The following is a 20,750-nucleotide window of genomic DNA, read 5'->3' on the forward strand; positions in this document are numbered from 1 at the left end:
TCCTACAGGGATTGTGTTCACCTCGCACCACCGTTCAACAGAGGCAATCACTATGACCAGCATGGAACCCGGCGACACCGGGGTCGATCCGCGCCTGAGCTTCGACGACCCGTTACTGGACGGCCTGCTGATCCTCTGCAAACTGCATGGCGCCACGGTCAGTCGTGCCAGCCTGAGCGCCGGGCTGCCTCTGAACAAACAACGCCTGAGCCTCGATCTGCTGCCCCGTGCAGCCGCGCGGGCCGGATTACAGGCGCGGTTGTTGCGCCGTGACCTGAAAGACATTTCGCCGCTGAACCTGCCGATCCTGCTGCTGCTCAACGACGGCCGCACCGCCGTACTGCGACGGTTTGGCGAAGATGGCAAAGCCCTGCTGCTGCCCAGCGAAGCCGACGGCGGCGAGCAATGGGTCAGTCGCGAAGAGCTCAGCGAACACTACAGCGGCCAGGCCTTGTTCGCCCGTCCGCGCCACGAACTCGAAGACCTGCGCGCGCCGCTGGTGCCACGGGTAAACGCGTGGTTTCGCGACACTCTCAAACTGTCGAAATGGCTGTACAGCGATGCGATCCTCGCCAGTTTCCTGATCAACCTGCTCGGCCTTATGGTGCCGCTGTTCGTCATGCAGACCTACGATCGCGTGGTGCCCAATCAGGCGACCTCGACGCTGTGGGTGCTGTCGATCGGTTTGCTGATCGGCACCGGTTTTGAACTGGTGCTGCGCGTGGTGCGTGCGCATCTGCTCGACACCGCCGGCAAGAAAACCGATGTGATCCTCTCGGCAACGTTGTTCGAGCGCATCACCGGCATGTCGATGAAGGCGCGGCCAGCAACCATTGGCGGCTTTGCCCAGAGCATTCACGACTTTCAGGGCCTGCGTGAATTTCTCACCGCCGTGACCCTGACCAGCCTGATCGACTTGCCCTTCGTGGTGTTGATGCTGGTAGTGATCGGCCTGCTTGGCGGCTGGCTGGTGGTGATTCCACTGTTGGCGTTTCCGATCACCATCATCTTCGCCATGGCGATTCAGGTGCGCCTGCGTGACACCGTGCAGAAAAGCCTGAGCCTCGGCGCCGAGCGTCAGGCAGTGCTGATCGAAACCCTCGGCGGTCTGGAAACCCTCAAGGCCTGCGGCGCCGAAAGCGAGCGCCAGCACAAATGGGAAAGCACCCACGGCGCCCTCACCCGCCTCGACAGCCACGCGCGCAACCTGTCGGCGCTGGCCACCAACGGCACGCTGTTCATCCAGCAGTTTTCCGGGATGGCGACGATTGTTGCCGGGGTCTACAGCATCATTGCCGGCAACCTCAGCGTCGGCGCGCTGGTTGCCACTTACATGCTCGGCAGCCGCGTACTCGCCCCGCTCGGCCAGATCGCCGGGCTGATCACCCGCTACCAGCAAGCGCAACTGACCATGAAAAGCACCGACGCCCTGATGGCCCTGCCGCAGGAACGCGACGGCAAACAACGGCCACTGGAACGCACGCAGCTGCAAGGCTCACTGGACGTCAGCGGCGTGACGTTCCACTACAACGGCCAGAACGCACCGGCGCTGAGCGAGGTCAGCTTCAGCCTGAAAGCCGGCGAGCGGGTCGGCATCATCGGCCGCAGCGGTTCGGGCAAAAGTACGTTGGCGCGATTGGTGATGGGTTTCTACGAAGCGGAACAAGGCCAGTTACTGCTCGACGGCCTCGACCTGCGCCAACTGGACGTGGCTGACCTGCGCCAGCAGATCGGATATGTCGCCCACGACCTGCCGCTGCTGGCCGGCAGCCTGCGCGACAACCTGACCCTGGGCGCGCGTTACATCAGCGATTCACGCATGCTCGAAGTCGCCGAACTGACTGGCGTCACCGAGCTGGCTCGACAACACCCGCAAGGCTTCGACCGACCGGTGGGCGAACGCGGGCAATTGCTTTCCGGCGGCCAGCGCCAGGCGGTGTTGCTGGCGCGCGCGTTACTGCTCGATCCACCGATCATGCTGCTCGACGAACCCACCAGCGCCATGGACAACAGCAGCGAAGACGCGCTGCGACAGAAACTGCATGGCTGGGTGCAAGGCAAAACCCTGCTGCTGGTCACCCACCGCACCTCGATGCTGAGCCTGGTGGACCGGTTGCTGGTGCTGGACAACGGCCGGGTCGTCGCTGACGGCCCGAAAGAAGCGGTCATCGATGCACTGCGCAAGGGCCGTGTCGGCTCGGCGGCGGTCTAGGAGTTACGCCATGCCAGCTACTTCCGATAGCAACAAGCGCGGTTACTTCGACAGTTTCGGCAAAAGCGCCGAAGCCGAGTTCATGCCGGAAACCGCCGGCGCAGCATTGCAGGATTCGCCGCGCAAATCGCGGATCACCGTGTGGCTGGCGGCAGCGCTGCTGATCGCCGCCCTGGTCTGGGCCAAATTCGCCGTGCTCGAAGAAGTGACCATGGGCGAAGGCAAGGCGATTCCATCAAGCAAGGTTCAGGTGATCCAGAACCTTGAGGGCGGCATCGTCACCGAGATTTACGTTCGCGAAGGCCAGATGGTCGGCAAGGGTGACACCCTGTTGCGTCTGGATGACACGCGCTTTCGCTCGAACAAGGGCGAAAGCGAGGCCGACCGGTATGCGCTGACCGCGCAAGTCGAACGGCTGTCAGCGGAGGCCGAGGGACGCCCCTTCAAACTCTCTGCTGAAGTCATCGCCAAGGCGCCGCAAGTCGCCGAGGATGAGCGCTCACTCTACGAGCAACGCCAACGCCGCTTGGCCAGCGAACAGCGCACCCTCAGCGAACAGCTGCGGCAGAAGACCCAGGAACTGGCGGAGTTTCGCTCCAAGCAAGGCCAGTTCAGCTCGAGCCTGGCGCTGCTGCAACAAGAGATGAACATGTCGGAACCGCTGGTGAAAACCGGCGCTGTGTCACCGGTGGAAATTCTCCGCCTCAGACGCAGTGCCGTGGAAATTCGCGGTTCGCTGAACGCTACCACGCTGGCGATTCCCCGGGCCGAATCGGCCATCGCCGAGATCCGCAGCAAGATCGACGAATCCGAGCAGACCTTCCGCTCCGAGGCCGCCAAAGAGCTGAATGAGAAACGCACCGACCTGTCGAAAATCACCGCGTCGAGCATCGCCATCGACGACCGCGTCAGCCGTACCACGGTGACTTCGCCGGTGCGTGGCGTGATCAAGCAGATGAAGGTCAACACCATCGGCGGCGTGGTCCAGCCGGGCAGCGACATGGTCGAAATCGTGCCGCTGGAAGACAACCTGCTGATCGAAGCCAAGGTCCGCCCGCAAGACGTCGCGTTCCTGCATCCGGGCCAGAAAGCCATGGTCAAATTCAGTGCCTACGACTACACGATTTACGGCGGGCTGAGCGCCAAGCTCGAGCTGATCGGCGCCGATACGATCACCGATGACAAGGGCAACAGCTTCTATCTGATTCAGGTGCGCACCGACAAGAATCACCTGGGCGGCGATGTGAAACCGCTGCTGATCATCCCGGGGATGGTGGCGACGGTGGACATCATTACCGGCGAGAAAAGCGTTTTGGATTACCTGCTCAAACCGGTGTTGAAAGCGCGGACCGAGGCGATGCGCGAACGTTAGCCAATGATCGTTCCCACGCTCCGCGTGGGAATGCCGCCCGGGACGCTCCGCGTCCTTTCTCGACGGTGACGCAGAGCGTCACTGGATGCATTCCCACGCAGAGCGTGGGAACGATCATCTGTCGCCATGGTTACGCTGGAAGACCTCCTCCCCCATCGCCGCAATCTGCCCTTCGATCAGCGCTTCAAACGGCTTGAGCAACGGCGCAAACGTCGTCGGCGCTTCGAGGGTTTCCAGCGCCTGCACGATCGCCTCGATCGTCGATAGCGCCCCCGGCCCCGGTGCCTTGCGCAAGCGATAGCGCGACACCCCGCCCTCGGTCAGGGTCACCCGTGGCAGCGCCGCCAGCAGCGGATTGAGGTGCAGCATCTTGCGCGCTTTGCGCCATGTTCCATCCGGGACGACCAGCAACATTGGCTGATCATTTGGCACGTAAACCTGCAGCGGCTGCGCATCCTCAGCCGGAAACAACAGCCGCGCCTGATAGCCCGGCCGGTTCAACAGTTTCGGCAAATCCTCGAATACCTCACCAACAATCAGTTCGGCATTGCTCAGCCCCAGCGCCGCCAGCCGCGCGGTATTCAGGGCGTGACTGACCTCGCTCGGATGCTGCAGCAGCAAGACTCGGGTGCGGCTATCGAGGTGCGGAATCAACGGGCACAGGCAGTGGGTCTGGGGGCGCAGGCAGCGCGGGCATTGTGGTCGGGACATTTTTTCTCAAGCCTGATTGAGCTGCGCTTTGAGCAAATCGCGGAAGGTCTGGATCAGCGGCTCGCGGCTGCGGCCCCTGCGCATGATCATCGAAAACGGCGCCTGATAACCGAAGGTCGCCGGCAGTAATACACGCAGATCGCCCTTGTCGGCCCAGGCCTGCGCGTAGTGCTCCGGCAGATAACCGATGTAGGCGCCGGAGAGCACTAGAATCAGCTGCGCTTCCATACTTTCCACGGTCGCGGCGCTGTGTTTGAAACCGTGCCGGGCCAGTTCCGCCTGACTCCAGTAACCGCGCCCGACCATCCGTTGCTGGGTGATGACCTGCTCGGGAATGCGCCGCTCGTTGAACAGTGGATGGCGACTGCTGCAATACAGCCAGTGCTGCTCGCGGTACAGCGGCATGTAGACCAGACCGCTCATGCGCGTGGAAAACGCACCGATGGCCAGATCGAGGCGATTGTCCTGCACGCCGAGCTGCAATTCATAAGGACTCATCACCGACAGGTGCAAATGCACCGCCGGGTGTTCCTGACTGTAGGCACCAATAGCTTCGGCAAACGGTAAGGCCTTGTCGCTGACCGTGGAATCGATCACCCCGAGATTGAGCGTGCCGCGCAGTTCGCCCTTGAGCGCGGCGGCGTATTGCTCGAAGCCTTCAAGCTCGGCGAGCAGGCGCAGGGTTTCCTGATGGAACAGCTCGCCCTTGCTGGTCAGGCTGAAGCCACCGCGCCCGCGATGGCACAGCACCAGTCCGAGCGCGGCTTCGAGCTGGCTCATGTAGGTGCTGATCGCCGAGGTCGACAGGTTGAGTTCCTGCTGCGCATTGGCAAAACCCTGATGGCGCACGACGCTGACGAAGATGCGCAGGAGTTTCAGGTCGGGTAAAGCGTTGGCCATGCGGCTCTCCAAACATCTGTCGAACACTGATGACTTTGTGGTGAGGGGATTCATCCCCGACCGGCTGCGAAGCAGTCGTAATTCGATGCACGCGGGGTGCCTGATGAACCGAGCCGCAGGAATTGGGGCGGCTTCGCCACCCTTCGGGGATAAATCCCCTCGCCACATGGGGTCAACACCTGAGGCGGAGTCTATCCCGGGCCTTGGCATTAGTTTAGAAAAATCTGAACTAAGTTTTTGCCCGTAGCGATTCTTCCCCGTCACTACATTTCGCATGATCGGCCCCACAGCGGCGTCCGAACCTGTGCTCAACGGCGCGCCGGCATAACTAAAACAAAGACGATGAGGCCCTACCCGTGGACAAGATTCTTCACCAACCACTGGGCGGCAATGAAATGCCGCGCTTCGGCGGCATCGCCACCATGCTCCGACTTCCCCATGTACCGACCGCTGCCGGCCTCGACGCTGCCTTTGTGGGCGTGCCGCTGGACATCGGCACTTCGCTGCGCCCCGGCACCCGCTTCGGGCCGCGCGACATCCGCACCGAATCGGTGATGATCCGCCCGTACAACATGGCTACCGGCGCCGCACCGTTCGACTCGCTGTCGGTGGCCGACATCGGTGACGTGGCGATCAACACCTTCAACCTGCTCGACGCCGTGCGCATCATCGAAGAAGCCTACGACAACATCCTCGAGCACAACGTCATCCCGATGACGCTGGGTGGCGACCACACCATCACCCTGCCGATCCTGCGCGCAATCCATAAAAAGCACGGCAAGGTAGGCCTGGTGCACATCGATGCCCACGCTGACGTCAACGACCACATGTTCGGCGAGAAGATCGCCCACGGCACCACGTTCCGTCGTGCCGTCGAAGAAGGTCTGCTCGATTGCGACCGCGTGGTGCAGATCGGTTTGCGAGCGCAGGGCTACACCGCCGACGACTTCAACTGGAGCCGCGATCAGGGCTTCCGCGTCGTTCAAGCCGAAGAGTGCTGGCACAAGTCGCTGGCGCCGCTGATGGCGGAAGTACGCGAGAAAGTCGGTGGCGGTCCGGTGTACCTGAGTTTCGACATCGACGGTATCGACCCGGCCTGGGCGCCCGGCACCGGCACCCCGGAAATCGGCGGCCTGACCACCATTCAGGCGATTGAAATCGTCCGTGGCTGCCAAGGCCTCGACCTGATCGGCTGCGATCTGGTAGAAGTCTCGCCCGCTTACGACACCACCGGCAACACCTCGCTGCTGGCCGCCAACCTGCTGTACGAAATGCTCTGCGTACTGCCTGGCGTGGTTCATCGCTGAGGATCGGGTCATGCACGCACGTGATCAGGTTTTGCACGCGGCCGCCGAGTTGGTCGCCGCGTTTGCGCGTAACGATCGCGAAGCTTACTTCGGCGCATTCAGCGCCGATGCCAGCTTCGTTTTCTACACCCTCGACCAGCCATTGCTGTCGCGCGATGCCTATCAGGCGTTGTGGGACCGCTGGCGTGCCGAGGAGGGTTTCGAGGTGCTGTCGTGCACCTCGAGCAACGCCTTCGTCAGCCTGCAGGGTGACGTGGCGATTTTCATCCATGACGTGGCCACCGAGCTGCGCATGCAAGGGGAGCAACACTTCAGCCAGGAGCGCGAGACGATTGTTTTCAGAAAACAAGCGTCGAGCCTAGAACAACAAGGCCTATGGCTGGCCTGTCACGAACATTTGTCCGCAATGCCGGAAGGGCTGCCACCCCCTTAGCCACTGGTGACGCTCACGCACGATGAGCGCGCCTGATGATCGGAGCAGATCATGAATAACAACAACAACGAAAAAAGCCTTAGCAGCATCGAAACAAACGGGGTCGAACAGATCCCGGATCATGAGCGCGACGCCCGACCCAGCGACTTGTTTCGCTTGATCTTCGGCGGCGCCAATACGTTTGCCACCGCTGTGCTCGGCAGTTTCCCGGTGCTGTTCGGCCTGTCGTTTCAGGCCGGTGTCTGGGCGATTGTGCTGGGTGTGGTGGTCGGTGCGCTGATCCTCGCGCCGATGGGCCTGTTCGGCCCGCTCAACGGCACCAACAACGCCGTGTCTTCCGGTGCGCACTTCGGCGTGCACGGGCGGATTGTCGGTTCGTTCCTGTCGTTGCTGACGGCAATCGCGTTCTTCTCGCTGTCAGTGTGGAGCTCGGGTGATGCGCTGGTCGGCGGCGCCAAACGCCTCGTTGATCTGCCGGAAACCGACCTGACCCTGGGCCTGGCCTACGGTCTGTTCGCGCTGCTGGTGCTGACCGTGTGCATCTATGGTTTCCGCATCATGCTGTGGGTCAACCGCATCGCGGTGTGGGCCGCGAGCCTGTTGTTCCTGCTCGGCATCTTCGCCTTCGCCCCTGCTTTCGACAGCCAGTACGCCGGCAGCGTGGCGCTGGGTCAGGCCGGGTTCTGGGCGGCATTCATCGGCGCGGCGCTGGTGGCGATGAGCAACCCGATTTCCTTCGGTGCGTTCCTCGGCGACTGGTCGCGCTACATCCCGCGTGAGACGCCGAAGGGCCGGATCATGCTGGCGGTGATCGCCGCGCAACTGGCGACGTTGATTCCTTTCCTGTTCGGCCTCGCCACCGCCACCATCGTCGCGATCAAGGCGCCGGACTACATCGCCGCGAACAACTATGTCGGCGGCTTGCTGGCCGTCTCGCCGAGCTGGTTCTTCCTGCCGGTGTGCCTGATTGCGGTGATCGGCGGCATGTCCACCGGCACCACCTCGCTGTATGGCACCGGGCTGGACATGTCCAGCGTGTTCCCGCGCGTGCTGTCCCGGGTCAAGGCGACCTTGCTGATCGGCGTGCTGTCGATCGCCTTCATCTTCATCGGCCGTTTTGCGGCGAACCTGGTGCAGAGCGTGTCGACCTTCGCCGTGCTGATCATCACCTGCACCACCCCGTGGATGGTGATCATGATCATCGGCCTGCTGGTACGGCGCGGCTTCTACTGCCCGGATGACCTGCAAGTGTTCACTCGCGGCGAACAGGGCGGACGCTACTGGTTCAACCACGGCTGGAACTGGCGCGGTCTGGGGGCGTGGATTCCGAGTGCGCTGGTCGGCCTGTGCTTCGTCAACCTGCCGGGGCAGTTCGTCGGCCCGCTGGGCGAACTGGCCGGTGGCATCGACATCAGTCTGCCGGTGACATTGGGCCTGGCGTCGGTGGTGTATCTGACGCTGCTGCGCTTGTTCCCCGAACCTCGGGAGGTGTTTGGGCCAACGGATGTGCGCAGTCAAGGCGTGAACGCCACGACTAAACCGACGTTACGCCAAGCCGCCTGACCAAACACAAAACCCTGTGGGAGCGAGCTTGCTCGCGAAAGCGATCTGTCAATCACATCACGTTTGAATGTGCTGACGCCTTCGCGAGCAAGCTCGCTCCCACAGGGAGATTTGAATTCAGCCTCACCATAAAAAAGACAATCGGAGACACGCCATCATGGCTTTGGATTTATTCGTCGTACTCATTTATGCCGCTGCGATGCTGATTCTCGGCTACTACGGCATGCGCAAGGCCAAGACCCACGAAGACTATCTGGTTGCCGGGCGTAATCTGGGGCCGTCGCTGTACATGGGCACCATGGCAGCGACCGTTCTCGGCGGCGCGTCCACCGTCGGCACCGTGCGCCTGGGTTACGTGCATGGCATCTCCGGATTCTGGCTGTGCGCGGCACTGGGCTGCGGCATCGTCGCGCTGAACCTGTTCCTCGCCAAGCCCTTGCTGAAACTCAAGGTATTCACCGTCACCCAGGTCCTGGAGAAGCGCTACAACCCGATGGCGCGCACCGCCAGTGCGACCATCATGCTCGCTTACGCGCTGATGATCGGCGTGACCTCGATTCTGGCGATCGGCACCGTGCTGCAAGTGTTGTTCGGTCTGCCCTTCTGGATCTCCGTACTGCTGGGCGGCGGTATCGTGGTGACTTATTCAACGATCGGCGGCATGTGGTCGCTGACCCTGACGGACATCGTCCAGTTCGGCATCCAGACGGTGGGCCTGATGTTCGTGTTGTTGCCGATCTGCCTGTACCGCGTAGGCGGCTGGGATCAACTGGTCGCGCAACTGCCGGCGGCCAGCTTCAACTTCACCAGCATCGGCTGGGACACGATCATTACCTACTTCATGATTTACTTCTTCGGCATCCTGATCGGCCAGGACATCTGGCAGCGGGTGTTCACGGCAAAAAGCGAAAAAGTCGCCAAGTACGCCGGCACCTCGGCCGGGATCTACTGCATCATTTACGGCCTGGTCTGCGCCTTGATCGGCATGGCTGCGCATGTGCTGATTCCGGATCTGGATAACGTCAACAACGCTTTTGCCGCCATCGTCAAAGTCTCGCTGCCTGACGGCATCCGTGGCCTGGTGATCGCTGCTGCACTGGCGGCGATGATGTCCACCGCCAGCGCCGGCCTGCTCGCCGCGTCCACCACCCTGACCGAAGACCTGCTGCCGAAACTGCGCGGCGGCAAACAGTCCAACGTCGCGGTCAGCCGTCTGTTTACGCTGCTGACCGGGATCGCGGTGTTGGGCATTGCTCTGGTCGTCAACGACGTGATCAGCGCCCTGACTCTGGCTTACAACCTCTTGGTCGGCGGCATGCTGATTCCGCTGATGGGGGCGATTTTCTGGAAGCGTGCGACTACTGCCGGGGCGATCAGCGCGATGACGCTGGGCTTTGTCACGGCGCTGGTATTCATGGTCAAGGACGGCATGGACGCGAACTCGCCGATCTATTACAGCCTGGGTGTCAGCCTGGTGAGCTTTGTACTGGTCAGCCTGTTCTCGCCGCGCCCGGCGACCGTGGCAACGGCGGTGTGAATCGACTGTAACGACTTGATGTTTTCTTCAGCGGGTGTGGCGTCGGTAGCCGCACCCGTTTTTTTTTGCCTGATAAAAAACAAAAGATCGCAGCCTTCGGCAGCTCCTACACTTTGTAGAAACTGCCGACGGCTGCGATCTTGAAATCTCTGATCGCAGGTACTAACGGCGACGTGGCTGGCGTCGGCGCTGTTCGTCGTCCGTGCGAATCGGTACCGGTTGCAGAGGCGGTTCGATCAAACCGAGGGCAACTCCCAAATCGTGCAGCCAGTTCTGGATTTTCTCTTTCATCGTCATGCCCCCTTCAGGGTGGTGCTGAGCAGCCGGAATTCTGAGGCTGCTTCGCACTGATAATAGTCCGAAGTCCTACGCAATGCTCAGGCAAATCCGCAATGATCTGTTACTGAATTGAACAGAATCTGTTGCGATTGGTTCACGCTGTTTCACGCACTTCATGCAAAGCCACGGGATAGACCGCTTGCTGCACGTCGATCCAGGCATTCAGGTTGGCCCCGGCCATACCCTTGCGCCACATGAGCCACGTTGTCGCACCCGCGAACGGCTCGGCCAACGGATGCACGGCGACGCTTTCGCGACCCGGCAGGCTGGCGAGCATCGACTCGGCCATCAACGCCACACCACTGCCGGCAATCACACAGGCGAGCATGCCCTGATACGACTCGATCTCCATCGGCCGGCCCATCGCCGCGTGGTAGTGAGAGAACCACGCTTCCAGACGCATGCGATATGAACAGCCCTGACGGAAGGTGAATACCGAGCGCCCTTCCACGTCCCGCGCACTGTGCACCGGTGGATGGTCGATTTCGGTGATCAGCACCAGGCGTTCTTCGCACAGCGGCACGCCATCGAGCCCGGCCAATTCCAGCGGTCCGTCGACCAATGCCGCGTCGAGGCGACCGGTGAGCAACCCTTCAAGCAGTTCGCCGGTCGGCGCCGATTGCACCTGCAAATTCACCATCGGGTATTGCTTGTGATAACGCGCCAGCAACGCCGGCAGATGGATCGCCGCCGTGCTGTACATGGTGCCCAGCACGAAATCCCCGGCCGGTTGCCCGCCCATCACCGCCGCACTGGCCTGATCGCGCAGAGCGAAAAGTTTGCCGGTGTAGTCGAGCAAAACCTTGCCCGCCGGCGACAACTGCAAACGCTGCCGCTCGCGCACGAACAGCTCAACGCCGAGCTGCTCTTCGAGCTGTTTCAGGCGCGTCGACAGATTTGATGGCACCCGATGCAGGCGCTCGGCGGCGCGGGTGATCGAGCCTTCCTCGGCGACCGCCTGAAATATCCGCAGTTGGCTGAATTCCACTGCTTTCTCCTTAACAGAACAAGTTGCTCACTATTATTCAATTTTAAAGAAAGTCAATCGATCCTAGCCTGACGGTCATTGCTGCCTTGAAGGAGGCCCGACCATGTCGCCGCTGATACGTTTATCCGCCTGTTTCGTTGCCCTGATGATGGCCATGGGCATTGGCCGTTTCGCCCTGACACCTCAGATGCCGCACCTGCTCAGCGAAGGGCAGATCGACCTCACCGCCGCCGGGCTGATCGCGGCGGCCAACTACTTTGGCTATCTGCTGGGTGCCGTAGCGGCCGCAGCAGGTGCAGCGTCGCCTGCATGGCGGGCTATGGCTGTGCGTGCTGCTGACCCTGGCGTCGTTCTGGGCCAACGGTTTCTGGTCGCACTTGCTGTTGCGCTTTGGTACCGGAGTGGCGAGTGCCTGGGTGCTGGTGATGATTACTTCGCTCAGTCAGCCGCTGGCGGCGGCAGCGGGTCGCCCGCGCTGGGGTGCTCTGGTTTTTGCCGGGCCGGGTCTGGGGATTTTTCTCACAGGCTTGCTGGCGCTGGTCTCACACCGATTGCAGCAGACATCGGCAACCCTGTGGCTGATTTACGCGGCCGCCGCGCTGCTGATGATGCTCGGCGTCTGGCGGTTGTTACCGCAGCCCACGGCGGTTGCGAGGCCAGCGCCAACCCATGTGAACCCAGCGAATCGCGGCATTGCCCGGCTGGCGCTGGTGTATGCGTTGTACGGCATCGGCTACATCATTCCGGCAACGTTCCTGGCGCAGATGGCCAACGCGCAGTTTCACGGCCAGTGGCAGGCGGATCTGTTCTGGCCGTGCTTTGGCCTCGGCGCGGCAATCGGTGTGTGGTTGGTGAGTCTGCGCCGACATGATCCCGAGACCACGCGGCACTGGCTGATGGCGACGTTGTGGCTGCAAGCGGCCGGAGTGTTCGCCTGTCTGCTGGGCAGCGGCGTCGGCCTGGCGTTGGGGGTGATCCTCTGCGGCACGCCGTTTCTGGCCTGCATGCAACTGGTCATGCAGCGTTCGCGAGAGCTGGCGCCCCACGCCACTCAGCGCAACGCCGGGATGCTCACGGCGTGCTTCGCTGTCGGCCAGCTGAGCGGCCCGCTGCTGGCGGCGCTGAGCAGCCATTTCAGCGGCGGCTTGCAGCCGGCGCTGCTGATCGCCGGTGCCGGCCTGTTGCTGGCCGGCGCGCTGGCGATGCAGGCCAGGGCTACTGACCCAGCGCCTTGCGCAAACGCCGACGCAGCCACTGTTCGGCGCTGACGAAAGTGATGCCGAGCAGCACCAGCACGGCGCCGATGACGAAGTTCAGGCTCAACTGTTCGCCGAGCAGCAGCACGCCGAAGGTCACGCCGAACAACGGCGTCATGAACGAGAACACCGCAAGGTTGGCCGCCAGATAACGGCGCAGCAGCCAGAACCACACCAGGTAGCTGAAGAACGACACCACCAGCCCTTGGAACAGCACACTGGCCACCGCCACGGTAGTCAGGCTGACGTGGGTGATCTGGCCGCTGAACAACGCGATCAACAGCAGACCGAGGAAACCGACCAGCAACTGATAGAACAGGGTCAATGTCACCGGCGCTTCCGACAGTCGCGAGGCGCGCACCACCACGGTGGTCGCGCCCCAACAGGCGCCGGCCAATACGCCGAAGGCATCGCCCAGCAGCATGCGCCGATCAAGGTTGTCCCACGACACACCGCCGGCGAAGGCAATTGCGATGCCGATGAACGCCAGCAGAATCCCCAGCCATTGCAACGGGCGCAAACGCTCGCTGGCCAGCAGGAAATGCACGCCGAGTGCGGTGAAGATCGGCGCGGTATACAAGAACACCGACATATGCGCGGCGGTGGTCAGTTGCAGACCTTCGGCGATGAACAGGAACTCCAGACCAAACAGCGCACCGGCCAGCAAGCCGCCGCGCCAGGTGCTGCCGACCTGATCCCAACCGCCCTTCCAGCAGATCAGCAAACCGACCAGCAACGCAGAAATCCCCGAGCGCCCCGCCGCTTGCATTACCGGCGCGATGTCCGTTGCCGCCCACTTGATCAGAACTTGCTGCACACCCCAGATCAGGCACAGGCCGATCATCACTTGCAGGGCAAAACCGTCGGCATTGCGCCGCTCGCCGCTCACCGCAACACCTCGAACACACACAACATGGCAGGCCATCCAATGGTCAGAAAACAGTGTCGGGGATTATCGATCAGTCGCGCGGAAAAAGCCGTCTGGAAAAGACATTAAGTTGGTCAGTGGCGTCAGCGCTGAATGGTTGACGGCTGCGCCGTCATTCGTGAGCAGGCTCGCTCCCACAGAGGGTTCGGTGAACACGTGGGAGCGAGCCTGCTCGCGAAGAGACCAGCACTGCCAACACAACTGCCGGATCAGCTCAGGCAAACCGCTTCGCCACCAGATAGCCCACCGTGCAAGCAACTGCAGTCGCCACTGTCCCCCACGCCCAGTCCATCAAACTCACCTGCACCGACCAGTCGCGCAAGGTCGCCCAATTGGTCAGGTCATAAGTGCCGTAGGCCACCAGCCCCAACAGCGCACCCAGCTTCGCCGCCCTCTGCCAGCTCAGCGCCGGCAACACCACGAACACCACGCAGCCGATAACGTACAGGCAATAAAAAACCGCTGCGGGCAACAGCAGCGGTTTTTCCAGCATCAGCGAACCGAGCCGTTCGCGATAGGTCGGCGCCATCAGCAGCCCGAGCCAGATGCCGTCGAGCAGCAGAAACGTCAGCAACGTAGCGACGTAAGCGATCAACGCCTTTTTCATCGATCCAACCTCTTGTGTGGCCTGCAACATGGGCCACTCAAGGCTCAGGTTAGTTCAATGCGATCGGCGTGAATGACGATCTTGCCTTCCTTGTACAGCGAACCGATGGCTTTCTTGAAGTTGCCCTTGCTGACGCCGAACAGGCTGCTGATCAGTGCCGGATCACTCTTGTCACTGACCGCCAGGGTGCCGTCGTTTTCGCGCAACTTGCCGAGGATCTTCGAACTCAGACTGCTCGCCGCTTCCTGACCAACCGGTTGCAGGCTCAGGCTGATCTTGCCGTCGGCGCGCACTTCCTTGATGAAGCCTTTCTCGCGCATGCCCGAACGCATGAACTTGAAGATTTCATTCTTGTGAATCAGGCCCCAGTGCTTGTTGTTGATGATCGCCTTGAAGCCCATGTCGGTGGCTTCGGCTACCAGCAGATCAACTTCCTGGCCCGGGCTGTAAGTAGCCGGGGTCTTGTCCAGGTAACGATCGAGGCGCGCGGTGGCGGTGATGCGGCGCGTGTGTTTGTCGAGGTAGACGTGCACTACGCAGTACTCGCCAGCGGTCATCTGGCGCTTTTCTTCCGAGTACGGCAGCAACAGATCTTTCGGCAGGCCCCAGTCGAGGAACACGCCGATGCTGTTGACTTCAACCACTTTCAGGCTGGCAAACTCGCCGACCTGAACTTTGGGCTTTTCCGTGGTGGCGAGAAGTTTGTCTTCGCTGTCCAGATAGATGAATACGTTGAGCCAGTCTTCATCTTCGCTGGGAATATCTTTGGGGATATAACGGTTGGGCAAAAGAATTTCGCCGTCGGCACCGCCGTCCAGATATAAACCGAAGTTAGTGTGTTTAACCACTTGCAAACTGTTGTAACGCCCGACTAAAGCCATTTCCGAAACCCTCAATACGTGGGCGGCATTCTACCCGTTTTTGCCGCAGACGTCGGGCGACAGATCCTCGCAGCGGAAAATCTGCGTCAACCTGTTGATTTTGCTTGATCACTACACTGCGGGGTGCCGCTCGTCAGTCCGGCCCGACGCTTCACTGCTGGGCTGATTGGCCTCATTTCAATTAAATGTTCTTATTTAAAACAGCAGGTTAGCGGCTTATTACGAGTGGGCGGCCGGTAATAATGCAGCGTTACGGTTGGTTAATCCGGGGGATATTTACCAAGCTATTGTCAAGTTATTCCTGTACGATGCCTGGCCGAGTTACTTTTCTAAAGGTTAATGGCCGCCATGCGTGTAAAAGCATCCACCAGCAAAGCAAAGCCAGCTCCAGCCGTTGAAACCAGCGAATCGATCAACGATCAGATCGCAGCATTCCTCAAGTCAGGCGGCGAGATCCAGCAAATTGCCAAAGGCGTCAGTGGCCAGACATTCGGCCCGTCCAAGCAGATCAGCCTGGGCAAGAAGTAACACCGGTTTCACCCCGTCCAGAGGCGCTTTGAGCTTCGAAGCGCCTGGACTGGCACCGCGCAACACCCCTTCGCTTTAAACAAAAATTCCCGAAAATCGACGAACGGCCATCAATGCAGGGTATTCGCCGGTATCCTTGCACGCGTCTAGATCAAGCGTTTCAGCAGGCCTTCGCCCTGCGCTCGCGGTTCATGGAGTGACGCATGCGCTCATTTTCCTGTTTATTGTTCGTCAGCCTGCTGTCAGGCGCGACCGCGCACGCGCAGGTTTTTCAGGGTGAACTGGGTGACTTCGATCTCAAGCTCGGCACTACGCCCAGCCGCAGCATGGCCCAGGGTCTGGTCAAACCGGCGGCGGTCGGCTCGTTCCACGGTGGCCTCGATCTGAGCCACGACAGCGGCTTGTATTTCGGCCAGTACGCGCCGAGCATGGGCATCAGCCCGGGCAAGAACCTCGAGATCGATTCCTACGTCGGCTTCAAGCAGCCGTTCGATCAGGTGCTCGGCTATGAAGTCGGGATGATCCATTACAGCTATCCCCGCGTGGACACCCTCGACAGCCAAGAGCTGTTCGGTGGCCTGACCCTGCTCGGCAGTCGCTTTGGCATTGCCCTGAGCAACGACCCGGATAAACAGAACAACACCTTGTTTGCCGACCTGACTGGCAATCAGCCGTTCGGCATTGGCGTGAGCATGAAATACACCACGCACCAGTTGAATACACCGGCGGCGGTGGACGGTGGCTATATCAGCAGTTTCACTGATTGGTCGGTGAAACTGTCGCGGCCGTTCATGGGCGTCGATCTTGACCTGATCTACAGCGACTCCAGCCTCAGCGGCAGTGATTGCTCGGCCTATTCCGGGCACAACAGCGAGTGCGACGGCCTCGTCACCCTCAAGGCCGTACGCACGTTCTATTGATCGGCTGAACTGCCGCGCGCATCCTGCATCACATAAGAATCAGATTTCCGACGCCAGGCTCTCGCAAGGATTTGCCCATGTCTCGCTGGTTCAAACAGATTGCCGCCCTGCTGATCTTCACCCTCGCCCTCGGCGCTTGCAGCCGCGTTGGCCTGGCCTACCGCAACCTCGACGTGATTATCCCGTGGTCACTCAGCGACTACGTGGACATGAACGGCGAGCAGAAAGATTGGTTCAACGAACGGCTCAAGGAACATCTGAGCTGGCACTGCACCACGCAGTTACCCGGTTACCTCGACTGGCTGGACCGTTTGCAGGCCATGGTCGAGAGCAATCAGGTCAGCAACGCCGCGCTACAGGAGCGCACCGCCGAAGCCAAGCAGGCCATTGCCGAAACCGCCCGGGAAATAACCCCTTCGGCCATCGAGTTGCTGCAGGGTCTGGACGATAAACAGGTCGCAGAAATGAACGACGCGTTTGCCAAGGATTTGCGCAAACGCCAGCAGGAATACGTGAAACCGCCGCTGGCCCAGCAGATCAAGGAACGCGGCGAGCGCATGGAAAAACGCTTGAACGATTGGCTAGGCCCGCTCAGTGACACGCAGAAACAACGCGTCGCGGCCTGGACCAACGCCTTGGGCGACCAGAACACCCAATGGATCGCCAACCGCGCGCACTGGCAGCAACAGTTCAGCGCCGCCGTTGCGCAACGCCAAAGCGCGGAATTCCCACAACGCATCGAGACGCTTCTGGTCAACCGCGAGCGCTTATGGACAGCGGATTACCGCAAGGCCTACGCCAACACCGAAGCCCAGGCGCGCTCGCTGTTTGTCGACTTGATGGCCGAGAGCACGCCGCAACAGCGTCAGCGTTTGTTGAAGAAAATCGAGGGAGTGCGTAAGGACTTCAATGACCTCAAGTGCCTGAAGGCCGCGCAGAAACCTTGAAATCACTGGAATCCAATGTGGGAGCGAGCCTGCTCGCGAAAGCGGAATATCAGACAGATCAAATGTCACTGACAGACCGTATTCGCGAGCAGGCTCGCTCCCACAGGGGATTTCGCTGGCTCAGGCGATTTGAGCCTTCGAGGCGACTTCATCGAACGTCACCTCATTCAGCGCATCCTCCTGCTCATCCAGCACCTGACGCGGATGGTCGTTGCCGGGGATGCTGCTGTCGATCAGGCTCAGCAGGCTGGAGCCGCGCGGGGTCAGAATGAAGTTGTTGCCAGTACTGCCCTCGTGATCCGGCCGCGGCTCGATGAATCCGCGCTCCAGCAACATCTTTTCATAATCACAGGCCAGGGTTTTCAAGTGATCGAGATTGTCGATCGGCTCGCCGGCGCTGGCTTTCTCGGCCGCATGGTCTTCGGCATAAGCGCGGGGAGCGAAGCTGTGGCCAGCGCTGTTCTGCACTTCATGCAGCAAACGTTCAATCAAATCCCAGTTATAAGTCGTCATCCTGATCCAACCTCCGGTGCGGGTGATTTTGTGCCGCTTTCAAGGTTGTGACCGAAGCGCTGCGCAGCCGTTCAGCAGTATTTCCGGACCCGACCGACCGGCGGCTGTCGATTCCCTCGCACGATGAACGACTAGGCTGAAACAGCCGGTTCAACTCGCAGGAGACATGGTCATGAACGTTACAAACCATCCGGTGGTATCGCGCAAAGAATGGCTCGCCGCCCGTCAGCAGCATCTGGCCCGCGAAAAAGCCTTCACCCGGGAACGCGATCGCCTCAGCGCCGAGCGCCGCGCCCTGCCGTGGGTGAAAGTCGACAAGGACTATCATTTTCAAGGGCCGAACGGCGAGCTCAAGCTCAACGACCTGTTTGGCAACAACAGCCAGTTGATCATCTACCATTTCATGTTCGCCAAAGGCTGGGAGCAAGGCTGCCAGGGCTGCTCGTTCCTCAGCGACCACATCGACGGCGCCAACCAGCACCTGGCCCATCACGACGTCGCGGTGGTTGCAGTTTCCCATGCGCCGTTCAACGAGTTTCAGGATTTCAAAAAGCGGATGGGCTGGAAATTCGCCTGGGTCTCGTCAGAAGGTTGCGATTTCAATTACGACTTCGGCGTCTGCGCCCGGGCTGAAGACGTCGCCGAGGGCAAGGCTACCTACAACTACGAAAAAACCGACAGCGCCGAGGAAGAAATGCCGGGGTTGAGCGTGTTTTATCGCAACGACAAAGGCGAGATTTTCCACACCTATTCCACATACGCGCGCGGCCTGGACATGCTGGTTGGTGCTTACCACTATCTGGATCTGACGCCCAAGGGCAGGAATGAAGACGAGATCATGGAATGGGTTCGGCATCATGATCGGTATGACGGTGCGCCGAAGTCGGGTTGCTGTCATGCCGATTGAGCGCAACCCTGGCCCCACAGTTTCTGAACTTTTGCCAGGCTTCAGCCCTCAACCGCTTGTCTGCCTTAACCGGAACTGAGGCCTGCCCATGAAAATCCTGATCAAGCTCTCCCTCACCGCCACTCTCGCCTGCGCCCTGCCCGTCTGGGCCTGTACGCCAGAAGAGGCGACGATCAAACGCGAGCAACTGGCCAAGGAAGTCTCGAAGCTCACCGAGCAGAATCCGGCCAAGGCCAAGGAGATCAACGCCGAGTTGCAGAAAATGGATCTGGAGACGGCCAGCGCTGATGTGCCCGACAAGTGCCAGTTGATCGATCAGCGTTTGAAGGAATTGGGTTCGGCAGAGAAAAAGGCCGACAGTTGAGGACGAAAAAAAACCGGACAATGTCCGGTTTTTTTGTGCGTTTAGAACGCGTTATTCAGCCGCTGGCTCGGCCGGCTTGCGACGCTTGAGCGGGGCCATGCCGTCGCTGCTCACCAGAGAATCCGGCTTTGGACGGTTGACGCTCTTGCGCTTGGTCGGCGTCTTGGCGGCGGTTTTCTTCTTGTCGCCCTTGGCGTCGGTCTTTTTCTTCTTCACGCCGACGGCTTTGCCCGAGGCCTTGACCTTTTTCGGCCCGCCGTAGGTGCCTTTGACTTCCTTGATCGTGCGGCGCTCGAAGCTCTGTTTCAGGTAGCGCTCGATGCTCGACATCAGGTTCCAGTCGCCGTGGCAGATCAGCGAGATCGCCAGACCATCGTTGCCGGCGCGGCCGGTACGACCGATGCGGTGCACGTATTCGTCGCCGCTGCGTGGCATGTCGAAGTTGATCACCAGATCCAGACCGTCGACGTCCAGACCACGGGCTGCAACGTCGGTAGCGACGAGGATCTTCACACCGCCCTGCTTCAGACGATCGATCGCCAGTTTGCGATCCTTCTGGTCTTTCTCGCCGTGCAGCACGAACGCTTTGTATTCCTGAGCCACGAGGCGGCCGTAGATGCGGTCGGCCATGGCGCGGGTGTTGGTGAAGACGATGGCCTTCTGGTAGGTCTCGTTGGCCAGCAGCCAGTTCACAATCTGCTCTTTGTGCTGATTGTGGTCGGCGGTGATGATTTGCTGACGAGTCGTCGAGTTGAGCTGGCTGACGGCGTTGAGCTGCAAGTGCTCAGGGTTGTTCAGGACCTTGGCGATCATCTCGCGCAGACCGGAACCGCCGGTGGTCGCGGAGAACAGCATGGTCTGCTGACGGTTCGGGCACTCGTCGACCAGACGCTGCACGTCTTCGGCGAAACCCATGTCGAGCATGCGGTCGGCTTCGTCGAGCACCAGCACTTCGACTTCTTTCAGGTCGAGGTTGCCGGCGTTGAGTTGCTCGATCATCCGCCCCGGGGTGCCAATGAGGATGTCCGGCACTTTGCGCAGCATGGCCGCCTGCACCTTGAAGTCTTCGCCGCCAGTGATCAGGCCGGACTTGATGAAAGTGAACTGCGAGAAGCGTTCGACTTCCTTCAAGGTCTGTTGGGCCAGTTCACGGGTTGGCAGCAGGATCAGCGTCTTGATGCTGACGCGGATCTTCGCCGGGCCGATCAGGCGATTGAGGATCGGCAAGACAAAAGCGGCGGTTTTGCCGCTGCCGGTTTGCGCCGTCACCCGCAGATCACGCCCCTGGAGCGCCAGCGGAATGGCCGCGGCTTGCACAGGCGTTGGCTCGACAAATTTCAGCTCGGCCACAGCTTTAAGCAGGCGTTCGTGCAGGGCGAATTGGGAAAACACGGGTGCTACCTCGAAGATATGCAAAAAAACAGCTGCATAGGTTACCGGTTTCGAGCGCTCAGGCCGAGTTTCTTTGTGCAAACGCCGACAATCAGTGGTTTTTTTGTTGCCCGATTTGTCACTCGCAGCAATACACAGCGTCTTA

Annotated in this window: 20 protein-coding genes and 1 pseudogene; 12 read left to right on the top strand and 9 right to left on the bottom strand. The window is 60.6% G+C overall.

Features of this window, described 5'->3' with window-relative positions; genetic code table 11:
* The first annotated feature begins 52 nt into the window (after positions 1 to 52).
* Positions 53 to 2,212: a type I secretion system permease/ATPase gene (locus AB4N47_RS15980; RefSeq protein WP_460154276.1), complete on the top strand. Its 2,160-nt coding sequence runs from the start codon at positions 53 to 55 to the stop codon at positions 2,210 to 2,212.
* Between the two features lie 10 nt (positions 2,213 to 2,222).
* Positions 2,223 to 3,584, top strand: coding sequence for an HlyD family type I secretion periplasmic adaptor subunit (locus tag AB4N47_RS15985; RefSeq protein WP_125925330.1), 1,362 nt, complete (start codon positions 2,223 to 2,225; stop codon positions 3,582 to 3,584).
* Between the two features lie 114 nt (positions 3,585 to 3,698).
* On the opposite strand, the gene AB4N47_RS15990 is transcribed toward AB4N47_RS15985, so the two are convergent.
* Together AB4N47_RS15990 and AB4N47_RS15995 are read right to left on the bottom strand one after the other, a co-directional pair.
* Positions 3,699 to 4,295, bottom strand: coding sequence for a tRNA-uridine aminocarboxypropyltransferase (locus AB4N47_RS15990; protein WP_341638754.1), 597 nt, complete (start codon positions 4,293 to 4,295; stop codon positions 3,699 to 3,701).
* A 6-nt stretch (positions 4,296 to 4,301) separates the two neighbouring features.
* A complete protein-coding gene (locus tag AB4N47_RS15995; RefSeq protein ID WP_007956593.1) occupies positions 4,302 to 5,195 on the bottom strand; it encodes a LysR family transcriptional regulator in 894 nt (297 codons plus the stop codon).
* A 356-nt stretch (positions 5,196 to 5,551) separates the two neighbouring features.
* Here AB4N47_RS15995 and speB point away from each other — a divergent pair, with 356 nt between their 5' ends.
* From speB to AB4N47_RS16015, 4 genes are all read left to right on the top strand, one after another.
* Positions 5,552 to 6,502, top strand: a complete 951-nt coding sequence (gene speB / locus AB4N47_RS16000) for an agmatinase (RefSeq protein WP_003222717.1) — start codon at positions 5,552 to 5,554, stop codon at positions 6,500 to 6,502.
* A 10-nt stretch (positions 6,503 to 6,512) separates the two neighbouring features.
* On the top strand, positions 6,513 to 6,935 hold the full coding sequence (locus AB4N47_RS16005) for a YybH family protein (protein ID WP_341638753.1): 423 nt from the start codon (positions 6,513 to 6,515) through the stop codon (positions 6,933 to 6,935).
* A gap of 51 nt (positions 6,936 to 6,986) precedes the next feature.
* Entirely contained in the window at positions 6,987 to 8,498 is a 1,512-nt protein-coding gene (locus AB4N47_RS16010) for a purine-cytosine permease family protein (RefSeq protein WP_122704764.1), read from the top strand.
* A gap of 157 nt (positions 8,499 to 8,655) precedes the next feature.
* Entirely contained in the window at positions 8,656 to 10,035 is a 1,380-nt protein-coding gene (locus tag AB4N47_RS16015) for a sodium:solute symporter family protein (protein WP_341638752.1), read from the top strand.
* A 162-nt stretch (positions 10,036 to 10,197) separates the two neighbouring features.
* On the opposite strand, the gene AB4N47_RS16020 is transcribed toward AB4N47_RS16015, so the two are convergent.
* A complete protein-coding gene (locus AB4N47_RS16020; protein ID WP_003184145.1) occupies positions 10,198 to 10,326 on the bottom strand; it encodes a PA1414 family protein in 129 nt (42 codons plus the stop codon).
* A 142-nt stretch (positions 10,327 to 10,468) separates the two neighbouring features.
* Entirely contained in the window at positions 10,469 to 11,362 is an 894-nt protein-coding gene (ptrR, locus tag AB4N47_RS16025) for a putrescine utilization regulator PtrR (protein WP_076566500.1), read from the bottom strand.
* A 103-nt stretch (positions 11,363 to 11,465) separates the two neighbouring features.
* Here ptrR and AB4N47_RS16030 point away from each other — a divergent pair.
* Positions 11,466 to 12,630: pseudogene (locus AB4N47_RS16030) on the top strand (MFS transporter).
* On the opposite strand, the gene AB4N47_RS16035 reads toward AB4N47_RS16030, so the two are convergent.
* The 3 genes from AB4N47_RS16035 to AB4N47_RS16045 all read right to left on the bottom strand — a co-directional run bounded on the left by AB4N47_RS16035 (position 12,578) and on the right by AB4N47_RS16045 (position 15,034).
* Positions 12,578 to 13,507: a DMT family transporter gene (locus AB4N47_RS16035; protein ID WP_341638751.1), complete on the bottom strand. Its 930-nt coding sequence runs from the start codon at positions 13,505 to 13,507 to the stop codon at positions 12,578 to 12,580. The pseudogene AB4N47_RS16030 and the gene AB4N47_RS16035 sit on opposite strands and share 53 nt — an antisense overlap.
* Positions 13,508 to 13,760: 253 nt before the next feature.
* Positions 13,761 to 14,153, bottom strand: coding sequence for a DUF2177 family protein (locus AB4N47_RS16040; RefSeq protein WP_341638750.1), 393 nt, complete (start codon positions 14,151 to 14,153; stop codon positions 13,761 to 13,763).
* A gap of 44 nt (positions 14,154 to 14,197) precedes the next feature.
* Positions 14,198 to 15,034, bottom strand: a complete 837-nt coding sequence (locus tag AB4N47_RS16045) for a CvfB family protein (RefSeq protein ID WP_016771157.1) — start codon at positions 15,032 to 15,034, stop codon at positions 14,198 to 14,200.
* A 339-nt stretch (positions 15,035 to 15,373) separates the two neighbouring features.
* On the opposite strand from AB4N47_RS16045, the gene AB4N47_RS16050 reads away from it, so the two are divergent.
* The 3 genes from AB4N47_RS16050 (at position 15,374) to AB4N47_RS16060 (ending at position 17,429) form a co-directional block, all read left to right on the top strand.
* Positions 15,374 to 15,562, top strand: coding sequence for a hypothetical protein (locus AB4N47_RS16050; RefSeq protein WP_016985943.1), 189 nt, complete (start codon positions 15,374 to 15,376; stop codon positions 15,560 to 15,562).
* A 203-nt stretch (positions 15,563 to 15,765) separates the two neighbouring features.
* Complete coding sequence (locus AB4N47_RS16055; RefSeq protein ID WP_460154277.1) at positions 15,766 to 16,482, top strand: TorF family putative porin; 717 nt, start codon at positions 15,766 to 15,768, stop codon at positions 16,480 to 16,482.
* Positions 16,483 to 16,559: 77 nt separating this feature from the next.
* Complete coding sequence (locus AB4N47_RS16060; RefSeq protein ID WP_341638748.1) at positions 16,560 to 17,429, top strand: DUF6279 family lipoprotein; 870 nt, start codon at positions 16,560 to 16,562, stop codon at positions 17,427 to 17,429.
* Positions 17,430 to 17,549: 120 nt separating this feature from the next.
* Here AB4N47_RS16060 and AB4N47_RS16065 read toward each other — a convergent pair whose 3' ends face one another.
* Positions 17,550 to 17,942: a transcriptional regulator gene (locus AB4N47_RS16065; RefSeq protein ID WP_217879513.1), complete on the bottom strand. Its 393-nt coding sequence runs from the start codon at positions 17,940 to 17,942 to the stop codon at positions 17,550 to 17,552.
* Between the two features lie 172 nt (positions 17,943 to 18,114).
* Between AB4N47_RS16065 and AB4N47_RS16070 the strand changes: the two genes are divergently transcribed.
* Together AB4N47_RS16070 and AB4N47_RS16075 are read left to right on the top strand one after the other, a co-directional pair.
* Positions 18,115 to 18,849 (top strand): DUF899 domain-containing protein, encoded by a 735-nt coding sequence (locus AB4N47_RS16070; protein WP_341638747.1) that lies wholly within the window; start codon positions 18,115 to 18,117, stop codon positions 18,847 to 18,849.
* A gap of 88 nt (positions 18,850 to 18,937) precedes the next feature.
* Positions 18,938 to 19,213, top strand: coding sequence for a hypothetical protein (locus tag AB4N47_RS16075; RefSeq protein WP_341638746.1), 276 nt, complete (start codon positions 18,938 to 18,940; stop codon positions 19,211 to 19,213).
* 51 nt (positions 19,214 to 19,264) lie between these two features.
* Here AB4N47_RS16075 and AB4N47_RS16080 read toward each other — a convergent pair whose 3' ends face one another.
* Positions 19,265 to 20,605: a DEAD/DEAH box helicase gene (locus AB4N47_RS16080; RefSeq protein WP_024012040.1), complete on the bottom strand. Its 1,341-nt coding sequence runs from the start codon at positions 20,603 to 20,605 to the stop codon at positions 19,265 to 19,267.
* Positions 20,606 to 20,750 lie beyond the last annotated feature (145 nt).

The organism is Pseudomonas sp. S3_G06, assembly GCF_054667565.1.

Bases quoted from the DNA above. Each gene is read 5' to 3' on its own strand.
- AB4N47_RS15980 (WP_460154276.1), top strand. From the start codon at position 53: ATGACCAGCATGGAACCCGGCGACACCGGGGTCGATCCGCGCCTGAGC.
- AB4N47_RS15985 (WP_125925330.1), top strand. From the start codon at position 2,223: ATGCCAGCTACTTCCGATAGCAACAAGCGCGGTTACTTCGACAGTTTC.
- AB4N47_RS15990 (WP_341638754.1), bottom strand. From the start codon at position 4,295: ATGTCCCGACCACAATGCCCGCGCTGCCTGCGCCCCCAGACCCACTGC.
- AB4N47_RS15995 (WP_007956593.1), bottom strand. From the start codon at position 5,195: ATGGCCAACGCTTTACCCGACCTGAAACTCCTGCGCATCTTCGTCAGC.
- AB4N47_RS16005 (WP_341638753.1), top strand. From the start codon at position 6,513: ATGCACGCACGTGATCAGGTTTTGCACGCGGCCGCCGAGTTGGTCGCC.
- AB4N47_RS16010 (WP_122704764.1), top strand. From the start codon at position 6,987: ATGAATAACAACAACAACGAAAAAAGCCTTAGCAGCATCGAAACAAAC.
- AB4N47_RS16015 (WP_341638752.1), top strand. From the start codon at position 8,656: ATGGCTTTGGATTTATTCGTCGTACTCATTTATGCCGCTGCGATGCTG.
- AB4N47_RS16020 (WP_003184145.1), bottom strand. From the start codon at position 10,326: ATGAAAGAGAAAATCCAGAACTGGCTGCACGATTTGGGAGTTGCCCTC.
- AB4N47_RS16040 (WP_341638750.1), bottom strand. From the start codon at position 14,153: ATGAAAAAGGCGTTGATCGCTTACGTCGCTACGTTGCTGACGTTTCTG.
- AB4N47_RS16045 (WP_016771157.1), bottom strand. From the start codon at position 15,034: ATGGCTTTAGTCGGGCGTTACAACAGTTTGCAAGTGGTTAAACACACT.
- AB4N47_RS16050 (WP_016985943.1), top strand. From the start codon at position 15,374: ATGGCCGCCATGCGTGTAAAAGCATCCACCAGCAAAGCAAAGCCAGCT.
- AB4N47_RS16055 (WP_460154277.1), top strand. From the start codon at position 15,766: ATGCGCTCATTTTCCTGTTTATTGTTCGTCAGCCTGCTGTCAGGCGCG.
- AB4N47_RS16060 (WP_341638748.1), top strand. From the start codon at position 16,560: ATGTCTCGCTGGTTCAAACAGATTGCCGCCCTGCTGATCTTCACCCTC.
- AB4N47_RS16065 (WP_217879513.1), bottom strand. From the start codon at position 17,942: ATGACGACTTATAACTGGGATTTGATTGAACGTTTGCTGCATGAAGTG.
- AB4N47_RS16070 (WP_341638747.1), top strand. From the start codon at position 18,115: ATGAACGTTACAAACCATCCGGTGGTATCGCGCAAAGAATGGCTCGCC.
- AB4N47_RS16075 (WP_341638746.1), top strand. From the start codon at position 18,938: ATGAAAATCCTGATCAAGCTCTCCCTCACCGCCACTCTCGCCTGCGCC.